This window comes from Nocardioides iriomotensis (genome assembly GCF_004168035.1).
GTDB lineage: Bacteria > Actinomycetota > Actinomycetes > Propionibacteriales > Nocardioidaceae > Nocardioides_B > Nocardioides_B iriomotensis.
This window is the reverse complement of sequence record NZ_SDPU01000020.1, coordinates 143680-162183: the sequence shown is the minus strand read 5'-3', so window position 1 is coordinate 162183 and position 18504 is coordinate 143680. Positions and strand designations below refer to the sequence as shown.

Annotated in this window: 15 protein-coding genes; 11 read left to right on the top strand and 4 right to left on the bottom strand. The window is 73.4% G+C overall.

All coding sequences use genetic code 11. From position 1 onward, the window contains the following. Entirely contained in the window at positions 1-840 is an 840-nt protein-coding gene (locus tag ETU37_RS07405) for a sulfotransferase domain-containing protein (protein WP_206053783.1), read from the bottom strand. Positions 841-1000: 160 nt separating this feature from the next. Between ETU37_RS07405 and ETU37_RS07400 the strand changes: the two genes are divergently transcribed. Genes ETU37_RS07400 through ETU37_RS07385 form a run of 4 tightly spaced genes read left to right on the top strand, consistent with a single transcriptional unit; the run spans position 1001 to position 8630 of the window. Continuing rightward, positions 1001-2812: an acetyl/propionyl/methylcrotonyl-CoA carboxylase subunit alpha gene (locus tag ETU37_RS07400; RefSeq protein ID WP_129986611.1), complete on the top strand. Its 1812-nt coding sequence runs from the start codon at positions 1001-1003 to the stop codon at positions 2810-2812. A gap of 4 nt (positions 2813-2816) precedes the next feature. Further along, positions 2817-3983: a glycosyltransferase gene (locus ETU37_RS07395; protein ID WP_276319681.1), complete on the top strand. Its 1167-nt coding sequence runs from the start codon at positions 2817-2819 to the stop codon at positions 3981-3983. A gap of 52 nt (positions 3984-4035) precedes the next feature. Next, the gene (locus ETU37_RS07390) at positions 4036-5178 is read left to right on the top strand and encodes a hypothetical protein (protein WP_129986609.1); all 1143 of its coding nucleotides are present in this window, start codon (positions 4036-4038) and stop codon (positions 5176-5178) included. Positions 5179-5237: 59 nt separating this feature from the next. Next, positions 5238-8630, top strand: a complete 3393-nt coding sequence (locus ETU37_RS07385; RefSeq protein WP_129986608.1) for a pyruvate carboxylase — start codon at positions 5238-5240, stop codon at positions 8628-8630. 24 nt (positions 8631-8654) lie between these two features. Here ETU37_RS07385 and ETU37_RS07380 read toward each other — a convergent pair whose 3' ends face one another. Further along, positions 8655-9923 carry a SpoIID/LytB domain-containing protein gene (locus ETU37_RS07380; RefSeq protein WP_129986607.1) on the bottom strand — a complete coding sequence of 423 codons (1269 nt, stop codon included), beginning with the start codon at positions 9921-9923 and terminating at the stop codon, positions 8655-8657. 260 nt (positions 9924-10183) lie between these two features. Between ETU37_RS07380 and ETU37_RS07375 the strand changes: the two genes are divergently transcribed. Continuing rightward, positions 10184-11026 (top strand): hypothetical protein, encoded by an 843-nt coding sequence (locus ETU37_RS07375; protein WP_129986606.1) that lies wholly within the window; start codon positions 10184-10186, stop codon positions 11024-11026. A gap of 36 nt (positions 11027-11062) precedes the next feature. Beyond that, positions 11063-11488 carry a hypothetical protein gene (locus ETU37_RS07370; RefSeq protein WP_129986605.1) on the top strand — a complete coding sequence of 142 codons (426 nt, stop codon included), beginning with the start codon at positions 11063-11065 and terminating at the stop codon, positions 11486-11488. 3 nt (positions 11489-11491) lie between these two features. Here the strand turns inward: ETU37_RS07370 and ETU37_RS07365 are convergent, their stop codons facing one another. Next, complete coding sequence (locus ETU37_RS07365) at positions 11492-12862, bottom strand: NAD(P)H-quinone dehydrogenase (RefSeq protein WP_129986604.1); 1371 nt, start codon at positions 12860-12862, stop codon at positions 11492-11494. A gap of 64 nt (positions 12863-12926) precedes the next feature. Here ETU37_RS07365 and ETU37_RS07360 point away from each other — a divergent pair, with 64 nt between their 5' ends. From ETU37_RS07360 to ETU37_RS07345, 4 genes are read left to right on the top strand one after another with little or no spacing between them, the layout of a single operon-like run. Continuing rightward, positions 12927-13379 carry a gamma-glutamylcyclotransferase family protein gene (locus ETU37_RS07360; RefSeq protein ID WP_129986603.1) on the top strand — a complete coding sequence of 151 codons (453 nt, stop codon included), beginning with the start codon at positions 12927-12929 and terminating at the stop codon, positions 13377-13379. 16 nt (positions 13380-13395) lie between these two features. After that, positions 13396-14202, top strand: coding sequence for a purine-nucleoside phosphorylase (locus ETU37_RS07355; RefSeq protein WP_129986602.1), 807 nt, complete (start codon positions 13396-13398; stop codon positions 14200-14202). 8 nt (positions 14203-14210) lie between these two features. Beyond that, positions 14211-15011, top strand: coding sequence for an NAD-dependent epimerase/dehydratase family protein (locus tag ETU37_RS07350; protein ID WP_129986601.1), 801 nt, complete (start codon positions 14211-14213; stop codon positions 15009-15011). A gap of 38 nt (positions 15012-15049) precedes the next feature. Beyond that, entirely contained in the window at positions 15050-16717 is a 1668-nt protein-coding gene (locus ETU37_RS07345) for a phospho-sugar mutase (RefSeq protein WP_129986600.1), read from the top strand. Positions 16718-16779: 62 nt separating this feature from the next. Here ETU37_RS07345 and ETU37_RS07340 read toward each other — a convergent pair whose 3' ends face one another. Then, on the bottom strand, positions 16780-17445 hold the full coding sequence (locus ETU37_RS07340; protein WP_129986599.1) for a hypothetical protein: 666 nt from the start codon (positions 17443-17445) through the stop codon (positions 16780-16782). Between the two features lie 173 nt (positions 17446-17618). Between ETU37_RS07340 and deoC the strand changes: the two genes are divergently transcribed. After that, entirely contained in the window at positions 17619-18500 is an 882-nt protein-coding gene (deoC, locus tag ETU37_RS07335; RefSeq protein WP_240755602.1) for a deoxyribose-phosphate aldolase, read from the top strand. Positions 18501-18504 lie beyond the last annotated feature (4 nt).

Genomic DNA, 18504 nt, shown 5'->3' with positions numbered 1-18504 from the left:
TCAGCGGTCCAGCCAGGCGACGACCTCGGGCGGCGCGAGCGCGCGCACCCGGGCGTCGTACCGCGCCAGCTCGTCGGCGCTGAGCACCTCCCGACCGGCACCGGATCCGCCGCGCCGGAAGAACGCCTCCTTGCTCCGCAGCACGCCGAGCGTGTCGGGGGTGAGGTCGGCCGAGCGAGCGCGCATGGACGCGAACGTGGCGGCCTCGACCAGCGCCGGCCAGCGGTCCTCGACGACCGTGATGCCGAGCGCGGCGGCGACCCGGCGCATCTCGCCCTCCAGGTCGGCCAGCAGGTCCGCGTAGTGCACCAGCAGCACGTCGACCTCGCCCGCCTCGCGCCGTCGCCAGGCATCCGTCACGTGGTGCAGCACCCCCACGAGCGAGTCGAGCGACTCCTGCGGGGTGGTCTCGCGCTCGGTCCACGCCACCAGCCACGCGTGCAGGTCCGGGCGGGGCGGGCCCGGCGTGGTCGGCTCGGGCTCTCCGGTGAGCTCGCGCAGCCGGCGACGGTCGATGTTGGCGCCCTGGTGGTAGAGCGACACCGCCATGTCGAGCGGGGACCGGGCGACCACGACGTACGTCGCGCGCGGGTCGAGCGGCAGCCCGTCCAGCGGGGTGTGCGTCTTGACGAACCGGCGGTGGCGCTGCGCCTCGAGCCGGGCCAGCACGTCCGCCACCGGCTCGACCCGGTGGTCGACCCACGGCGAGATCGTCGTGAGCGGCGCGGGGAGGTCCGGCGTACCCAGGACGAGCAGGGCGCAGATCATCTGCATCCACGTCGTACCCGACTTCGAGCGCGTCGAGATGACGATGTCGCCCTCGCGGAACGGGAAACCCACCCAACGCCCGTTGTCGTCGTCGGACGACCGGTAGTCGCGCAACCCCGGCTCCCTCCGATGTCGGCCGTGCGGGGCGGTGTGGCCGTGGTCACCTGCTCGCCCACGACGCGGGGCCCTAGACTCCCGAACGACACACGCGAGGCGCAAGGAGAGAACACCCGTGGCCGCTACGGCGAACGTCAAGCCGCTCGAGAAGGTCCTCGTCGCCAACCGCGGCGAGATCGCGGTCCGGGTCATCCGGGCCTGCAAGGACGCCGGGATCGGCAGCGTGGCGGTGTACGCCGAGCCCGACCGCGACGCGCTGTTCGTCCGGCTCGCCGACGAGGCGCACGCCCTCGGGGGCGCTACCCCGGCCGAGTCGTACCTCTCGATAGAGAAGATCGTCGACGTCGCGAAGAGGTCCGGCGCCGACTCGGTCCACCCGGGCTACGGGTTCCTCGCCGAGAACGCCGACTTCGCCGCGGCGGTCATCGACGCGGGCCTGACCTGGATCGGCCCACCGCCGTCCGCGATCGAGGCGCTCGGCGACAAGGCGAAGGCCAAGCACATCGCGGAGGCCGCGAACGCCCCCCTCGCCGCGGGCACCAAGGACCCGGTCAAGGACGCCGACGAGGTCGTCGCGTTCGCGAAGGAGCACGGCCTGCCGGTCGCGATCAAGGCGGTCTTCGGCGGCGGCGGCCGCGGCCTCAAGGTCGCCCGCACGATGGAGGAGATCCCCGACGCCTACGAGTCGGCGGTGCGCGAGGCCGTCGGGGCGTTCGGTCGCGGCGAGTGCCTGGTCGAGAAGTTCCTCGACCGCCCGCGGCACGTCGAGACCCAGTGCCTCGCCGACCAGCACGGCAACGTCGTCGTGGTCTCCACCCGGGACTGCTCGCTGCAGCGCCGCCACCAGAAGCTCGTCGAGGAGGCGCCCGCGCCGTTCCTCAGCGACGAGCAGGTCGAGCGGCTCTACGAGTCGTCGAAGGCGATCCTGCGCGAGGCCGGCTACTACGGCGCCGGCACCTGCGAGTTCCTCGTGGCGGCCGACGGCACGATCTCCTTCCTCGAGGTCAACACCCGGCTCCAGGTCGAGCACTGCGTCTCCGAGGAGGTCACCGGCATCGACCTGGTGCGCGAGATGTTCCGCATCGCCGCCGGTGAGGAGCTCGGGTACGACGACCCCGAGATCCGCGGCCACTCGATCGAGTTCCGGATCAACGCCGAGGACGGCGGCCGCAACTTCATGCCGGCCCCCGGAACGCTGACCCGCTGGCACCAGCCCTCGGGCCCCGGCGTCCGCCTCGACGGCGGCTACGACCAGGGCGAGACCGTGCCCGGCTCGTTCGACTCCCTCGTCGCCAAGCTGATCGTCACCGGACGCGACCGCACCCAGGCGCTGGAGCGGTCTCGCCGGGCGCTCGACGAGTTCGTCGTCGAGGGCATGCCGACGGTGCTGCCGTTCCACCGCGCGGTCGTCTCCGACCCGGCGTACGTCGCCGCGTCCAACCCGTCCGGCGAGGGCTCGTTCGACGTCTACACGACCTGGATCGAGACCGACTTCGACAACCAGATCGAGCCGTACGGCGGCGAGCAGGGCGAGGCGGCAGACGGCACGGGGGCCGACGAGCGACAGGCCGTGACCGTCGAGGTCGGCGGCCGTCGGATCGAGGTGGTCCTCCCGGCCGGCCTGGGCGGCATCGCCGCGGCCGGCGGAGCCGGTGGCGGTGCGAAGAAGCCCAAGCGCGCCAAGGGCAAGAAGGCCGGTGCCGCCGCGAGCGGCGACTCGGTCACCTCGCCGATGCAGGGCACGATCGTCAAGGTCGCGGTCGAGGACGGCCAGGAGGTCGCCGAGGGCGACGTCATCGTGGTCCTCGAGGCGATGAAGATGGAGCAGCCGCTCAAGGCGCACAAGGCCGGCACCGTCAGCGGCCTCGACGCCGAGGTCGGCGCGACGGTGACCAGCGGCGGGGTCATCTGCGAGATCAAGGACTGAGCCGCTGCGCGTCCACGTCCTCGTCTTCGACGCGTTCGGAGGCGGGGGCGTCGCGCGCACCGTCGTCAACCTGGCCAATCACCTCGCGGCGGCCCACGACGTCACGCTGCTGAGCCTGTTCCGCAGCCGGCGGGTGCCCCGGTTCGCCCACGACCCGCGGCTGGCCGTCCGGGTGCTGCACCCGACCCCGCGCCGGCGCAGCGCCCTGCGCGCGGAGCTCGAGGCCCGGCCGAGCCGGCTGCGGCCCGCGCCCGCCGAGGCCCGGATGAACCACCTCACCGACCTCGTCCTGCGCCGCGGGCTCGCCGGGGTGACGGAGGGCGTGCTGCTCTCGACCCGCCCGTCGCTGCACCTCGCCGCCCTCCAGCTGCGGCCCACGACCGCCGTACCGGTGGTCGGGCAGGACCACGGCCACTTCGAGAACCGCTTCGCCCCGGACCGCTCCACCGCCGTGCTAGACGCGGCGGTGCCGGGCCTCGACGGGTTCGCGGTGCTGACCGCGGCCGACGCCGCCGACTACCGGGCGCGCTACCCCGACGCCGCCGCGCGGATCCACCACCTGCCCAACGCCCTCCCGTGGCCGGTTGCCGAGGCGCCTGCACCGCTCGACGCGCCCGTGATCGTGACCGCCGGCCGGCTCGACGCGGCGAAGGGCCACGCGCGGATGATCCGCGCCTTCGCGCCCGTGGCGGCCGCGCACCCCGACTGGCAGCTGCACGTGTACGGCGCCGGGCCCGAGGACCGCGCTCTCGAGGCCCAGGTCGAGCAGCTCGGCCTCGCCGGACGGGTCCGGCTGCGCGGCTACTCGCTCGACCTGCGCAGCGTGCTGGCGAGCGCCTCGGTCTACGCGCTCGCCTCCCACACCGAGAGCTTCTCCATGTCGCTGATCGAGGCGATGAGCGTCGGCCTGCCCACCGTCGCGATGGACTGCCCGCGCGGCCCGCGGGAGATCGTGCGCGACGGCGAGACCGGCTTTCTGGTGCCCGACGGCGACGAGGCCGGGTTCACCGCGGCGCTGCTGCGGCTGGTCGAGGACGCGGACCTGCGGCGCCGGATGGGTGCCGCGGGACTGGCCCGGTCGCACGAGTGGTCGATGGAGACGGTCGGCCACCGCTGGGAGACGCTGCTGGAGTCCCTCGCGGCCGGCTCCCCGCCGCGCACCATCCCCTGAACCGTCGGGCTGCGGTCACGCGTCGTTCACCCTGCCTCGCCACGCTGGCCGGGTGGCCCGACGAGACGTGCACACCGTGGTCCTCCACGTGGGACTGCCCAAGAGCGGCACCACGTACCTCCAGCGCTCCCTGGAGGCCAACGCCGTCGCCCTCGGCGACCGGGGAGTCCTCCACCCGCGCGGACGGGCCGGGGGCGACGACCCGGTGTTCCGCGCCGCGCTGGACCTGCGCGGCAACCACAAGGCCTGGGGCCGGCGCCGCGCGGACGTCGACGGCGCCTGGGACCAGGTCTGCTCCCTGGCCCGCGCCCACGTGGGCACGACGGTGATCAGCCACGAGCTGCTCGCCGCCGCGTCGCGTCGGCAGGTGGTGGCCGCGACGACGATGCTCAAGGACCTCGACCTGCACGTCGTGGTCACCGCGCGCGACCTGGCGCGGCAGCTCGTGGCCGAGTGGCAGGAGGGCGTCAAGCACGGCCGGGCGGTCCCGTTCGCGGAGTACCAGCAGCGCGTGGCCCGCGGCGAGGACGCGCTCGGCCGGCACTTCCACGCCGCCCAGGACCTGCCCGACGTGCTCGCCCGCTGGGGCCACGGCCTGCCGCCCGACCGGGTGCACGTGGTCGTCGCGGAGCCGGAGGGCGCGGACCCGTCCCGGCTGTGGGCGCGGTTCGCGCAGGCCGTCGGCTTCGACCCGGACGGCTACCCACCCGCCGCCCCGGACGCCCTCAACCCCTCGCTCGGCGTCGCCGAGATCGACCTGCTCCGCCGGGTGAACACGGCGCTGGACGGGCGCCTCCGCCAGCCGGCGTACGGACGCCTGGTGAAGCACCGCCTCGCCCACACCGTCCTCTCCCCCAGCGCCTCGCCCCGACCGCGGCTGCCGCTGCCGCTCCACGACGACCTCGTGCCCGTCGCCGAGCGGTGGGTGAAGGAGATCCAGAAGGCCGGGTACGCCGTGCACGGCGACCTCGAGCACCTGGTGCCCGTGCCGCCGCGCGAGACCGTCCCGCACCCCGACCACGTGACGCCGGAGACCCGCGACACCGAGGTCGACGTCGCAGCCACCGCGATCGCCGCCCTGCTGCTCGACCTCGAGGCGGCCGAGGCACGGGCGGAGGAGCGCGACGAGAAGCGCCGCTCGTGGAAGAAGCGGGCGAAGAAGCTGCGCGTCCGGCTGGCGGAGCTCACCGACTGACCGCCCCGCATGACGGACGCCCGACAGCGCGGGGTCCTCGGAGCACTAGCCTGCCAGTCATGTTCTCCAAGGTGCTGGTGGCCAACCGCGGCGAGATCGCGATCCGTGCGTTCCGCGCGGCGTACGAGCTCGGGGCGGAGACCGTGGCGGTGTTCCCCTACGAGGACCGCGGGTCCGAGCACCGGCTCAAGGCCGACGAGGCCTACGAGATCGGTGAACGCGGCCACCCCGTCCGGGCGTACCTCGACCCCGACGTGATCGTGCGGGCCGCCGTGAACGCCGGCGCCGACGCGGTCTACCCGGGCTACGGCTTCCTGTCGGAGAACCCCCGGCTGGCCGAGGCGTGCGCCAACGCCGGCATCACGTTCATCGGCCCGACCGCCGACGTGCTCACGCTCACCGGCAACAAGGCGCGCGCGATCGCGGCCGCGAAGGCCGCGGGCGTCCCGACGCTGGCCTCGGTCGATCCGTCGACCGACGCGGACGCGCTGGTCGAGGCGGCCTCCGCGCTGCCCTACCCGCTGTTCGTCAAGGCGGTCGCCGGCGGTGGTGGCCGCGGCATGCGCCGGGTCGACGAGCCCGGCCCCGACAGCGCGAACCTGCGCGAGGCCGTCGAGACCTGCATGCGCGAGGCCGAGGGCGCGTTCGGCGACCCGACGGTCTTCATCGAGCAGGCCGTGGTCGACCCGCGGCACATCGAGGTGCAGATCCTCGCCGACGGCGCGGGCAACGTGATCCACTTGTTCGAGCGCGACTGCTCGGTGCAGCGGCGGCACCAGAAGGTCGTCGAGATCGCGCCCGCGCCGAACCTCCCCGAGGAGCTGCGCGACCGGATCTGCGCCGACGCGGTGCGCTTCGCCCGGGAGATCGGCTACCGCAACGCCGGCACCGTCGAGTTCCTGCTCGACCCGCAGGGCAGCTACGTGTTCATCGAGATGAACCCGCGGATCCAGGTCGAGCACACCGTGACCGAGGAGGTCACCGACGTCGACCTCGTGCAGTCGCAGATGCGGATCGCGTCCGGCGAGACCCTCGACGACCTCGGCCTGTCCCAGGACACCGTCCGGCTGCGCGGCGCCGCCCTGCAGTGCCGGATCACCACCGAGGACCCCGCCAACGGGTTCCGCCCCGACACCGGCAAGATCACGACCTACCGCTCCCCCGGCGGTGCGGGCGTCCGGCTCGACGGCGGTACGACGTACACCGGTGCGGAGGTGTCCGCGCACTTCGACTCGATGCTGGCCAAGCTGACGTGCCGCGGCCGCGACTTCTCGATCGCGGTCGACCGCGCGCGGCGGGCCGTCGCGGAGTTCCGCATCCGCGGCGTCTCCACCAACATCCCGTTCCTGCAGGCCGTGCTCGACGACCCGGACTTCCGCGCCGGCCGCGTGACCACGTCGTTCATCGAGGACCACCCGCAGCTGCTGACCGCGCGCTCGTCGGCGGACCGCGGCACCAAGCTGCTCAACTACCTCGCCGACGTGACGGTCAACCAGCCCTACGGCGCCGCGCCGGTGTCGATCGACCCGGTGACCAAGCTGCCCGACGTCGACCTGACCGTGCCCGCGCCGGACGGCACGAGGCAGGCGCTGCTCTCGCTCGGCCCCGAAGCGTTCGCCCGCGCGCTGCGCGAGCAGACCCCCGTCGCGGTCACCGACACGACGTTCCGCGACGCGCACCAGTCGCTGCTCGCCACCCGCGTGCGCACCCGCGACCTGCTCGCCGTCGCCGGGCACGTCGCGCGCACCACCCCGCAGCTGTGGTCGCTCGAGGCCTGGGGCGGGGCGACGTACGACGTCGCGCTGCGCTTCCTCTCCGAGGACCCGTGGGAGCGGCTCGCCGCGCTGCGCCAGGCGGTGCCGAACATCCAGCTCCAGATGCTGCTGCGCGGCCGCAACACCGTCGGCTACACGCCGTACCCGACCGCCGTGACCGAGGCCTTCGTGCAGGAGGCCGCCGCGACCGGCATCGACGTGTTCCGGATCTTCGACGCGCTCAACGACGTCGAGCAGATGCGGCCCGCGATCGAGGCCGTGCGCGCCACCAGCACCACCCTCGCCGAGGTCGCGCTCTGCTACACCGGCGACCTCTCCGACCCGAACGAGACGCTCTACACGCTCGACTACTACCTGCGCCTGGCCGAGCGGATCGTCGACGCGGGTGCCCACGTGCTCGCGATCAAGGACATGGCCGGCCTGCTCCGCGCACCCGCCGCCCGCGTCCTCGTGCGCGCGCTGCGCGAGCGGTTCGACCTGCCGGTGCACCTGCACACCCATGACACCCCCGGCGGACAGCTCGCCACGCTGCTCGCCGCGATCGACGCCGGGGTCGACGCCGTCGACGCCGCCTGCGCGGCCGTGGCCGGCACGACCAGCCAGCCCGCGCTGTCCGCTCTGGTTGCGACCACCGACCACTCGGCGCGCGCCACCGGGCTCGACCTGACCGCGGTCAACGCGCTGGAGCCCTACTGGGAGGCGACCCGCCGCGTCTACGCCCCGTTCGAGTCCGGGCTGCCGTCCCCGACAGGCCGCGTGTACACCCACGAGATCCCCGGCGGCCAGCTCTCCAACCTGCGCCAGCAGGCGATCGCGCTCGGCCTCGGCGAGAAGTTCGAGCAGATCGAGGACATGTACGCCGCCGCCAACGACATCCTCGGCAACATCGTCAAGGTGACGCCGTCGTCGAAGGTCGTCGGCGACCTCGCGCTGCACCTCGTCGCCGTCGGCGCCGACCCGAAGGAGTTCGAGGCCGAGCCCGGCAAGTTCGACGTGCCCGACTCCGTCATCGGCTTCCTCAACGGCGACCTCGGCGACCCGCCCGGCGGCTGGCCCGAGCCGTTCCGCACCAAGGCGCTGGAGGGCCGCAAGGTCAAGCCCGTCGCGGCCGACCTCGACGCCGACCAGCAGCAGGGCCTCGTCGACGACCGCCGCGGCACCCTCAACACGCTGCTGTTCCCCGGCCCGACCAAGGAGTTCCTGGAGTCGCGCGAGAAGTACGGCGACCTCTCGGTGCTGCCCACCCGCGACTACCTCTACGGCCTGCGCACCGGCGAGGAGCACCAGGTCGACCTGCAGGAGGGCAAGCGGCTGCTGTTCGGCCTGCAGGCCGTCAGCGAGCCCGACGAGCGCGGTTTCCGCGCGGTGCTGTGCACGATCAACGGCCAGCTCCGGCCGGTCAACGTGCGTGACCGGTCCGTCGAGTCCGACGCCCCCACCGCCGAGCGCGCCGACACCTCCAAGCCCGGCCACGTCGCCGCACCCTTCGACGGCGTGGTCAGCCTCGTCGTGTCCGAGGGCGACACCGTCGAGGCCGGCGCCACCGTGGCGACGATCGAGGCGATGAAGATGGAGGCCGCCATCACCGCACCCGTCGGCGGCACCGTCGAGCGCATCGCGCTCTCCGGCACCCAGCAGGTCGACGGCGGCGACCTCGTCCTCGTGCTCTCGACCTGACCCCGGCCCTCGAAGGCGCGGGTGCTAGCGGGGCTGGTCGATCGCGAACCAGGTGGAGCGGAGCCCGAACGCCCAGCGGAAGCTGTCGCCGCTGATCGTCCGGTCGGCCTTGGTGCCGTCGAGCTGCAGCGAGATCACCCGGCCGAACCACTCGCCGTTGCCGTCGCGCGCGGTCACCCGGATCCGGCGCAGGTCGCCGATGGCCGGGTAGGCCTTCTCCAGGCGGCGCACGTCGACGGTGACCGCCCAGGTGTTCATCGGGTTCGCGTCGTGGGCGTCGTAGGGGTCGGCCTGGGCCGGCAGGTACGGCACCGACCCCGCGGCCGTCCAGCCGCCGCTCGACGAGGAGAACTGCGTGAACGCCGGCTTCCCCTCGAACGTTAGGACCTGTCCGGCCGTCGCCGCCACGGCCGCGCTGGCCGCCGGGTGCTCGGCCGCGACCCCGCCGTACACCTGGCAGGAGGTGGTGTCGCAGATCTGGTAGTAGCGCTTGCGGTTCTCGGCGCGCGACCAGGCGGCGTAGGTGCGCGCGGCGATCGCCTGCGCCTTGACCGCCTCGGGGTGCCACGACGCCGGCATCTCGTCGGCGATCACACCCTTGAGGTAGTCGTCGAGCTTCACCACGTTGACGGTGTCGCGCGCGGTCGACCCCGGGGACGGCGTGGCGGCACGGAGCTTGCCGCGGTAGCTGCGCTCACCCGCGGGGGTCCACAGCGTCATCAGCTGACCGGGCGCCTGGAGCTGCAGGTCGCCGGTGAACGCCGCGACGCCGTCGGGCAGCCACGGCCGGTACGTGCCGCCGACGCGGTACTCGACGACCGGCGCGCGCCCGACGACGTTCAGCCGCCACCGGGTCGCGCCGTCGACGACCGGGAGGGGGTACGTCGCCCGTGCCCCGCGGTCCCGGACGGCGAGGCCGGCGACGGGGCTGACCACGACGTCGTCGGAGGTGTCGGCCGTGATGAGCACGCGGATCCGGCCACCGACGACGGTCGGGGTCGTGCCCGGGTAGTAGAACCCGACGATCTGGGCGGCGGTGAGGCCCTGCCGGGCCGCGCCGTACGCGCCGTACTGGCTCATCCCGTGGCCGTGCCCGTAGCCGTGCCCGCGCACGACGACCTTGTCGCCCGCCGGGATCCAGTAGGACTGGTCGACGGTGACGGCCGGTGCCTGCGACCCGACGGCGCCGACGAGCAGGACCGTGACCACGCCGACCACACCCGCGACGCTCGAGGCGGCGCGGGACGGCCAGGCGCGGACGGCCAGCCGGTCGCGCCTGCGGCGTGACTGCATCTGGTCTTCCCCTTGCATCCGCCCAGACAGCGCACCGGCCGCGGGGTCCGGACCGTCCGGCTTCCCATCCGGAGGGGCCGACGCGGCAGGCAGGACTTCCCGATCCGGCCCGTCGCGACGCGACAAGTGTGACGAATGAGCATTCAGTTGTGCGTGTGGCTGATGATTCTGGCAGATTCCCGGCGTTTCGCGCCACGGAATCCCCCAGTCCTCGTGCTACACGCATCGGCCGGGTGGGGACGTCCCCGTAGGCTCGACGCATGGAGATCCTCGTCCTGCTGCTGGTCATCGGCGTGGTCGTCTTCGGGACCCAGGCGGTGGCCGCGCGTCGCCGCCAGGCGGAGCTCGAGTCGCGGCAGGCCAGCGAGCTCGCCGCGGTGCGCACCGTCACCGAGGAGGACGTCACCCGCTTCGGCGAGGAGCTCCAGCGGCTCGACAGCGACATGCTCACCGCGCAGCTCGACGAGGCCGCCCGGCAGGACTGGCAGCGCGCCCTCGACTCCTACGAGTCGGCGAAGGAGTCGCTGCGGCTCGCCACCCGCAAGGACGACATCAAGCACGTGACCGAGGCGCTCGAGGACGGCCGGTACGCCATCGCCTGCGTGACCGCGCGCGTCGAGGGCAGGCCGCTGCCCACGCGACGCCCGCCGTGCTTCTTCAACCCGGCCCACGGCCCGTCCACCGCCGACATCGAGTGGGCGCCGCCCGGTGGCCAGAAGCGCCAGATCCCGGTCTGCGCCGCCGACGAGGACCGCGTCCAGCAGGGCGCCGAGCCGGACATCCGCACGGTCCGGCAGGGCGCCGGCCGGGTGCCCTACTGGCAGGGCGGCCCCGCCTACTCGCCGTACGCCTCGGGCTACTTCGGCGGGTACGCCATGAGCGGCCTGCTCCCCGGCTTCCTGCTCGGCTCGCTGCTCGCGTCCGACTGGGACGGCGGCGACATGTCCGGCGGCGCCGACGGCTTCGACACCGGCGGCGGTGATAACGGGGGCGGGGACGGCGGCGGCTTCGACGACGGGGGCGGCGGCTCCGACTTCGGCGGCGACGGCGGCGGGTTCGACGGCGGCGGGTTCGACTTCGGCGGGGACTTCGGCGGCTTCTGACCGGAACCCCGCGGACCCGGGCCACGTCGAACCGGCGTGGATCCGGTCGAGCGACGACGACGCGTCACGATCACGGCAGGTGGGGTCGGCTTCGTGGTCGGCTGCGGCATTCCGTTCCCCTGGCTGGCCAGCCTGTACGGACCGTTCGGCGAGCGGGGTGACAGCGTCGGCTTCCTGGTCGCCCTGACCGTCGGCGGGGGTCTCGCGGTTGTCCTCGCCGCGTCCGCGTGGCTCGGCGCCGCGCGGAGCCAGGTCGGCACCTGGCTCGGCCTGGTGGCGCTGGTCGCGGTCGGGGTCGTGCTCTGGCCGGTGGGGATCGACCGGACGGACAGCTTCGTGGCCCGGTCTGCGCGAACAGCGACCTGCCGGGGCTGGGCGGTCGACTACTACCCGCCGGGCACGATGGACGGCAGCAGCACGGAGTTCTGCGTCGGCCTGGAGGACCCGGTCGACGCGCCCTGAGCCCTAGTCCACCCGGTGCAGGCGGCGGGCGGCCTCGGCGACCGAGCCGCTCATCGACGGGTAGACCGTGAACGCGTGCGCCAGCTGGTCGGCGGTGAGGTTCTCCGCCACCGCGATCGACACCGGGTGGATCAGCTCGCTCGCGCGCGGCCCGACCACGACGCCACCGACGATGATCCCGGTGCCGGGGCGGGCGAAGAGCTTCACGAAGCCGTCGCGGACGCCCTGCATCTTGGCGCGCGGGTTGCCCGACAGCGGCAGCATCACGCTCTCGGCCTCGACCTCGCCGGCGTCGACGCCGGCCTGGGTGTAGCCGACCGTCGCGATCTCCGGGGCGGTGAAGACGTTGGATGAGACCCGCTTGAGGTCGAGGGGCTGCACCGCGTCGCCGAGGAAGTGCCACATCGCGATCCGGCCCTGCATGGCCGCGACGGAGGCGAGCATGAGCACGCCGGTGCAGTCGCCGGCGGCGTACACGCCTCGCGCCGACGTGCGCGAGACCCGGTCGACGACGACGTTGCCGGACGCGTCCAGGTCGATGCCGGCCTCCTCGAGGCCGAGGTCCTTGGTGTTCGGGATCGAGCCGAGCGCGAGGAGGCAGTGCGAGCCCTCGACCGTGCGGCCGTCGGTGAGCGTCACGGTGACCGTGTCGCCGTCGCGGGCGACCGAGGCCATCCGGGACTTCGACAGCACGGTCATGCCCCGCCGGGTGAAGACCTGCTCGATCACCTCGGCCGCGTCGGCGTCCTCGCCGGGCAGCACCCGGTCGCGGCTGGACACGAGGGTGACGTCGATGCCCAGGGCGTTGTACGCCGACGCGAACTCCGCGCCGGTCACGCCGGAGCCGACCACGATGAGCTTCTCGGGCACCTCGTCGAGGTCGTAGACCTGCTCCCAGGTCAGGATCCGCTCGCCGTCGGGCCGGGCGGTGTCGAGCGTGCGCGGCGAGGCGCCGGTGGCGACCAGCACCGCGTCGGCCTCGACCACCTCGCGCCCACCGTCGTGCAGGTCGACGACGACCTTGTCGGGCCCGTCGAGACGGCCGCGGCCGGCGAGCACCCGTACACCGTCGCGGGTGATCCGCCGCTCGATGTCGGCCGACTGGGCGAGCGCGAGCCGCTTCACGCGGGCGTTCACGCGGGCCAGGTCGACGCCGGGCGCGGTGCCCATCAGGCCGAGCTCGTCGGCCTCCTCCATGTCGGCCATCAGCTCGGCCGTCGCGATGAGGGTCTTGCTCGGGACGCAGTCGGTGATGACCGCGGAGCCGCCGAGGCCGTCGGAGTCGACGACGGTGACGTCGGCCCCGAGCTGTGCGGCCACCAGCGCCGCCTCGTAGCCGCCGGGTCCGCCACCGATCACCACGACACGATTCACGTGCCTGATTCTCGCATCCGGGCGGTTCCCCGGGAGGCGGCGGTCCAGCCACTACGCTCGGCGCGTGCCCCTGTACGCCGCGTACGGGTCCAACCTGGACCCCCACCGCATGATGGAGCGCTGCCCGCACTCGATCCTGCGCACGACGGGCTGGCTGCTCGGCTGGCGGCTCACGTTCGGCGGCGAGGACCTCGGCTGGGACGGCGCGCTGGCGACCATCGTCGAGGACCCGCTGGAGCAGGTCTTCGTCGCGGTGTACGACGTCACCGAGGAGGACGAGTCGACGCTCGACGGGTGGGAGAGCGCCGACACGGGCCTCTACCGCAAGACAAAGGTCCGAGTGACCACGATGCTCGGCGAGCAGGTGGCGTGGGCGTACGTGCTCGACGCCTACGAGGGCGGACTCCCCTCCGCGTCGTACCTCGGGATCCTCGCCGAGGCCGCCGACGCGGCCGACGCGCCGGCCGACTACGTCGAGGCGCTGCGCAACCGGCCCTGTCGGAGCATCGGTCACTGACGACTACGCTCACCGCGTGAGCAACCCCGCAGGCGAACCTCAGCAGCTGGCCGCCCAGGCCGCCGACCGGCTCCGCGAGCTGACCGGCGTCGACAAGCACGACGTCGCACTCGTGATGGGCTCGGGCTGGCTCCCGGCCGTCGACGCCCTCGGCGAGGCGACCGCCGAGCTGTCCACCACCGACCTCCCCGGCTTCTCCGCCTCGGCCGTGCAGGGGCACGCCGGCAAGATCCGGTCGGTCCGCGCGGGCGACAAGAACCTCCTTGTGTTCCTGGGCCGCACCCACTTCTACGAGGGCCGCGGCGTCCGCGCGGTCGTGCACGGTGTCCGCACCGCGGCCGCCGCCGGCTGCGACGTCATGGTGCTCACCAACGGCTGCGGCGGGCTCAAGGACACCTGGACGCCCGGCACGCCGGTCCTGATCAGCGACCACATCAACCTCACCGCGACCTCACCGATCGAGGGCGCGAACTTCGTCGACCTGACCGACCTCTACAGCTCCCGCCTGCGCACGCTGTGCCAGGAGGTCGACCCGAGCCTCGACGAGGGCGTCTACGTCCAGTTCACCGGGCCGCACTACGAGACCCCCGCCGAGATCCGGATGGTCCGCACGATCGGCGGCGACCTGGTCGGCATGTCCACCGTGCTCGAGGCGATCGCCTCCCGCGAGGCCGGCATGGAGGTGCTCGGCATCTCGCTGGTCACCAACCTGGCCGCCGGCATGACCGGTGAGGCGCTCAACCACGAGGAGGTGCTCGAGGCCGGCCGGGCCGCGGCCACCCGCATGGGTGAGCTGCTCGGCGCGATCGTCCCGAAGGTCTGAGGGCCGCCGTGCGCGTCCTCGTCACCGGCGCGGCCGGCAGCATCGGCACCGTCCTGCTCCCCGGCCTGACCGCCCTCGGCCACGAGGTGATCGGTCTCGACCGCAGCACGGCGCCCGACGGCTCCGACACCGCGTGGTACGCCGTCGACTGCACCGATCCCGACGCCGTCGAGGCGGTGTTCGCCGACCTCGCCCGCTCCGGCGGCGTGGAGGCGGTCGTGCACTTCGCCGGCCGGGCGGACGAGGCGTCGCTGACCGACGAGCTCGACAGCCACGTGGTCAGCACCGCGGCGCTGCTCGACGCGATGGTCCGGCACGGCGTCGACCGGTTCGTGTACGCCAGCAGCAACCACGCGGTCGGCCGCACGCCGCGCAGCGACCTGCTGACGACCGACGTACGCCCGCGGCCGGACACGTTCTACGGCGTCGCCAAGGTCGCGGCGGAGGCGCTCCTCAGCCTGTACGTCGACCGGCACGGCATCGACGCGGTGGCGCTGCGCATCGGGTCGTTCCTGCCGCAGCCGGAGACCCGCCGCGGCCTCTCCACCTGGCTCTCCCACGACGACGCGGTCCGCCTGGTCGACGCCGCGATCAGCGCACCGGCGCCGGGCTTCTCGGTCGTCTACGGCATCTCCGCCAACACGCGCGGCTGGTGGGACCTCGAGCCCGGTCACGCCCTCGGCTACCGGCCCGAGGACGACGCGGAGGCGCACGCCGCCGACGTGCCCGACCGCGCCGAGGACGAGGTCGAGGCCGCCCACGTCGGCGGGCCGTTCGTCACCGAGCGGTTCTACCGACCCGCGTTGTGAGTCGGTCGCCGGCGGCGACACGTCCTAGTGTTCGGACCATGACCGACCAGTCCGACCTGCTCGCCCGCGCACGCGCCTGGGCGGCCGACGACCCCGACGCCACCACCCGCGCCGAGGTCGAGGCCCTCGTCACCGCGGTCGCTGCGGACCCCGACGGCGACGCGGCAGCCGACCTCGCGGACCGGTTCGACGGCACCCTCGAGTTCGGTACGGCGGGCCTGCGCGGCGCGCTGGGCGGCGGCCCCAACCGGATGAACCGGGTCGTCGTGATCCGCGCCGCGGCCGGTCTCGCGGCGTACCTGAAGGACAACGGGGCCGGCCCCGAGGACGCCGTCGTGATCGGCTACGACGCCCGCTACAGCTCCGACGTGTTCGCCGAGGACACCGCGGCCGTCATGCGCGGCGCCGGGCTGCGCGCGCTGGTGCTGCCGCGGCCGCTGCCGACGCCCGTGCTCGCCTACGCGATCCGCAAGCTCGGCTGCGTCGCCGGCGTGATGGTCACGGCGTCGCACAACCCGCCGCAGGACAACGGCTACAAGGTGTACCTCGGCGACGGCAGCCAGATCGTGCCGCCCGCCGACGCCGGGATCGCCGAGCGGATCGCCGCCGTCGGCGCTGTCGCCGACGTACCCCGGGGCGAGGGCTGGGACGTCCTCGGCGACGACCTGCTGGAGTCCTACCTCGCCGACACGGCCGAGCTCGTCGCCCCCGGCGGCCCGCGCGACATCACCACGGTCTACACGCCCTTGCACGGCGTCGGCGGCGAGTCCGTCGGCCTGGTGCTGGAGCGTGCGGGCTTCCCGGCGCCGCACGTCACGACCGCGCAGGCCGAGCCCGACCCCGACTTCCCCACCGTCGCGTTCCCGAACCCGGAGGAGCCCGGCGCGATGGACCTCGCGATGGAGCTGGCCGCCGAGGTCGGAGCCGACCTGGTCGTCGCCAACGACCCCGACGCCGACCGCTGCGCCGTCGCGGTCCCCGGCCCGCACGGCTGGCGGATGCTGCGCGGCGACGAGGTGGGCGCGCTGCTCGCGGACTTCCTGCTGCGCCGCGGCACCGAGGGCGTCTACGCCGCCTCGATCGTCTCGTCCTCGTTGCTCGGCGTCCTGGCGGACGCACACGGGCAGCCGCACGCCGAGACGCTCACCGGCTTCAAGTGGATCGCCCGCGTCGACGGGATCGCGTTCGGCTACGAGGAGGCGCTCGGCTACTGCGTCGCCCCCGCCCTCGTGCGCGACAAGGACGGGGTGTCCGCGCTGCTGCGCGTCGTCGAGCTCGCCGCCGAGCTCAAGGCGGAAGGCCGCACCCTCGTCGACCGGCTCGACGACATCGCCCGCGAGCACGGCCTGTTCGCCACCGACCAGCTCTCGGTGCGGGTCACCGACCTCGCGCAGATCAAGGACGCGATGGCGCGGCTGCGCACCACGCCGCCGTCGTCGCTGGGTGGGCTGACCGTCGAGCAGGTCGACGACCTCGCCGCCGGCAGCGCCGACCTGCCGCCGACCGACGGGCTGCGCTACCGGCTCGCCGAGCGGGCGCGGGTGATCGTGCGGCCGTCGGGCACCGAGCCCAAGATCAAGGCCTACCTGGAGGTCGTCGTACCCGTCGATTCTGACGACGACGGAGGCGTCGACGCGGCCCGGATCGCCGCCGCCGGACGGTTGGACGCGATCCGGGCCGACCTCGCCGCGGCCGCGGGGCTCTGACTACCGATATCGGTAGTCCGAGAGTGACCCCTGGGTCACGCTGTGACTACCGATATCGGTCGTCACAGGAAGAGCGACACCACGAAGGCGAGGCCGCTGACCGCGAGCAGCGCCACCTCGGGCCACGCCGTCGTGTGGCGTGGGGTGCCGGGCTGGTGACCGAGCTCGCGGAGCTCGCGCTTGGCCGTCTCGACCAGCTCCTCGAGCCGCGTGACGACGAAGGTCTGGTAGCTCATCGCCCGCTCGTCGAGGTTGGCCCGCTCCGCCTTGGCCCGCAGCTCCGAGAACCGGCTCCGACCCACGTCGGCCTCGTCGACCGCCCGGCGGCGACGCTCCTTCATGTCGCCGCGGATGGAGTTGCCGATCCCGATGCAGCTGTAGCGCTCGTCGCCCACCCACAGCGACAGCGTCTGGCCGATCGTGACCTCGTCGACGGCCGCGAGCGGCACGTGATGGTCACGGACGGCGTTCTTGAGCACCACGTGCCGCGGGTACGCCGTCGCCCGCGGGCGGACCTGCGTCACCCAGATGAGCGTGCCGAAGAACACCGCGCCGAGGGCGATCCGCACGCCGGTCGTCGTGTGGACGGTCCAGACCACGTAGACCAGCGCGAGCGCGGCGAACGCCAGCCCGAACCAGCCGAGGGCCTGCCCGCTGGTCGGCTTGAACCGCTCCACGGGTCGAGGTCGCGCAGAAGCGGCGTCGGGACTGACGTCGGGACCGGTCATGAGCACGATTCTGCCTTCCCCGCCTCGTTTTCCCACAACGCGCGGTGGTCCCTATGCTGGTGCGAGTGACCACGCTGAGCTCAACGACGAGCTCGTACGGCGTCCCGGCCGATCTGGCTGAAGCGACCTCGTCCGACTCCTCGTTACGTCGATTCCTCCACGGACTGCCGGGGGTGGACCAGGTCGGGGCCGAGGCCCGTGCCGCGTCGCTCGGCACCCGCTCCATCAAGACCACCGCCAAGGCGTTCGCGCTCGACCTGGCGGTCCGGATGGTCGACCTCACCACGCTGGAGGGGCAGGACACCCCCGGCAAGGTGCGGGCCCTCGCCTCCAAGGCGCTGCGGCCGGATCCGGCCGACCCGACCTGCCCGCAGGTCGCCGCCGTCTGCGTCTATCCCGACATGGTGGCGACCGCCAAGGAGGTCCTCGGCGACAGCGGCGTCAACGTCGCGGCGGTGGCGACGGCGTTCCCGTCCGGCCGTGCCGCACGCGACATCAAGCTGATGGACACCCAGGACGCCGTCGAGGCCGGCGCCGACGAGATCGACATGGTCATCGACCGCGGCGCGTTCCTGGCCGGCCGCTACATGCAGGTGTTCGAGGAGATCGTCGCGGTCCGCGAGGCCTGCGCGCGGCCGGATGGCAGCACGGCGCACCTCAAGGTCATCTTCGAGACCGGCGAGCTGCAGACCTACGACAACGTCCGCCGTGCCTCCTGGCTGGCGATGATGGCCGGCGGTCACTTCATCAAGACCTCCACCGGCAAGGTGCAGCCGGCCGCGACGCTGCCCGTCACGATGGTCATGCTCGAGGCGGTCCGCGACTACCGCGAGCTCACCGGCCAGATGGTCGGCGTGAAGCCCGCCGGCGGCATCCGCACCGCCAAGGACGCGATCAAGTACCTCGTCACGGTCAACGAGGTCGCCGGCCAGGACTGGCTCGACCCCGACTGGTTCCGCTTCGGCGCGTCCACGCTGCTCAACGACCTGCTGATGCAGCGGACCAAGATGCGCACCGGCCGCTACTCCGGCCCCGACTACTTCACCCTGGACTGATCGC

Excerpts from the sequence above, each read along its gene's own strand:
- ETU37_RS07385 (WP_129986608.1), top strand. The coding sequence starts at position 5,238 with ATGTTCTCCAAGGTGCTGGTGGCCAACCGCGGCGAGATCGCGATCCGT.
- ETU37_RS07380 (WP_129986607.1), bottom strand. The coding sequence starts at position 9,923 with ATGCAGTCACGCCGCAGGCGCGACCGGCTGGCCGTCCGCGCCTGGCCG.
- ETU37_RS07375 (WP_129986606.1), top strand. The coding sequence starts at position 10,184 with ATGGAGATCCTCGTCCTGCTGCTGGTCATCGGCGTGGTCGTCTTCGGG.
- ETU37_RS07345 (WP_129986600.1), top strand. The coding sequence starts at position 15,050 with ATGACCGACCAGTCCGACCTGCTCGCCCGCGCACGCGCCTGGGCGGCC.
- ETU37_RS07340 (WP_129986599.1), bottom strand. The coding sequence starts at position 17,445 with ATGACCGGTCCCGACGTCAGTCCCGACGCCGCTTCTGCGCGACCTCGA.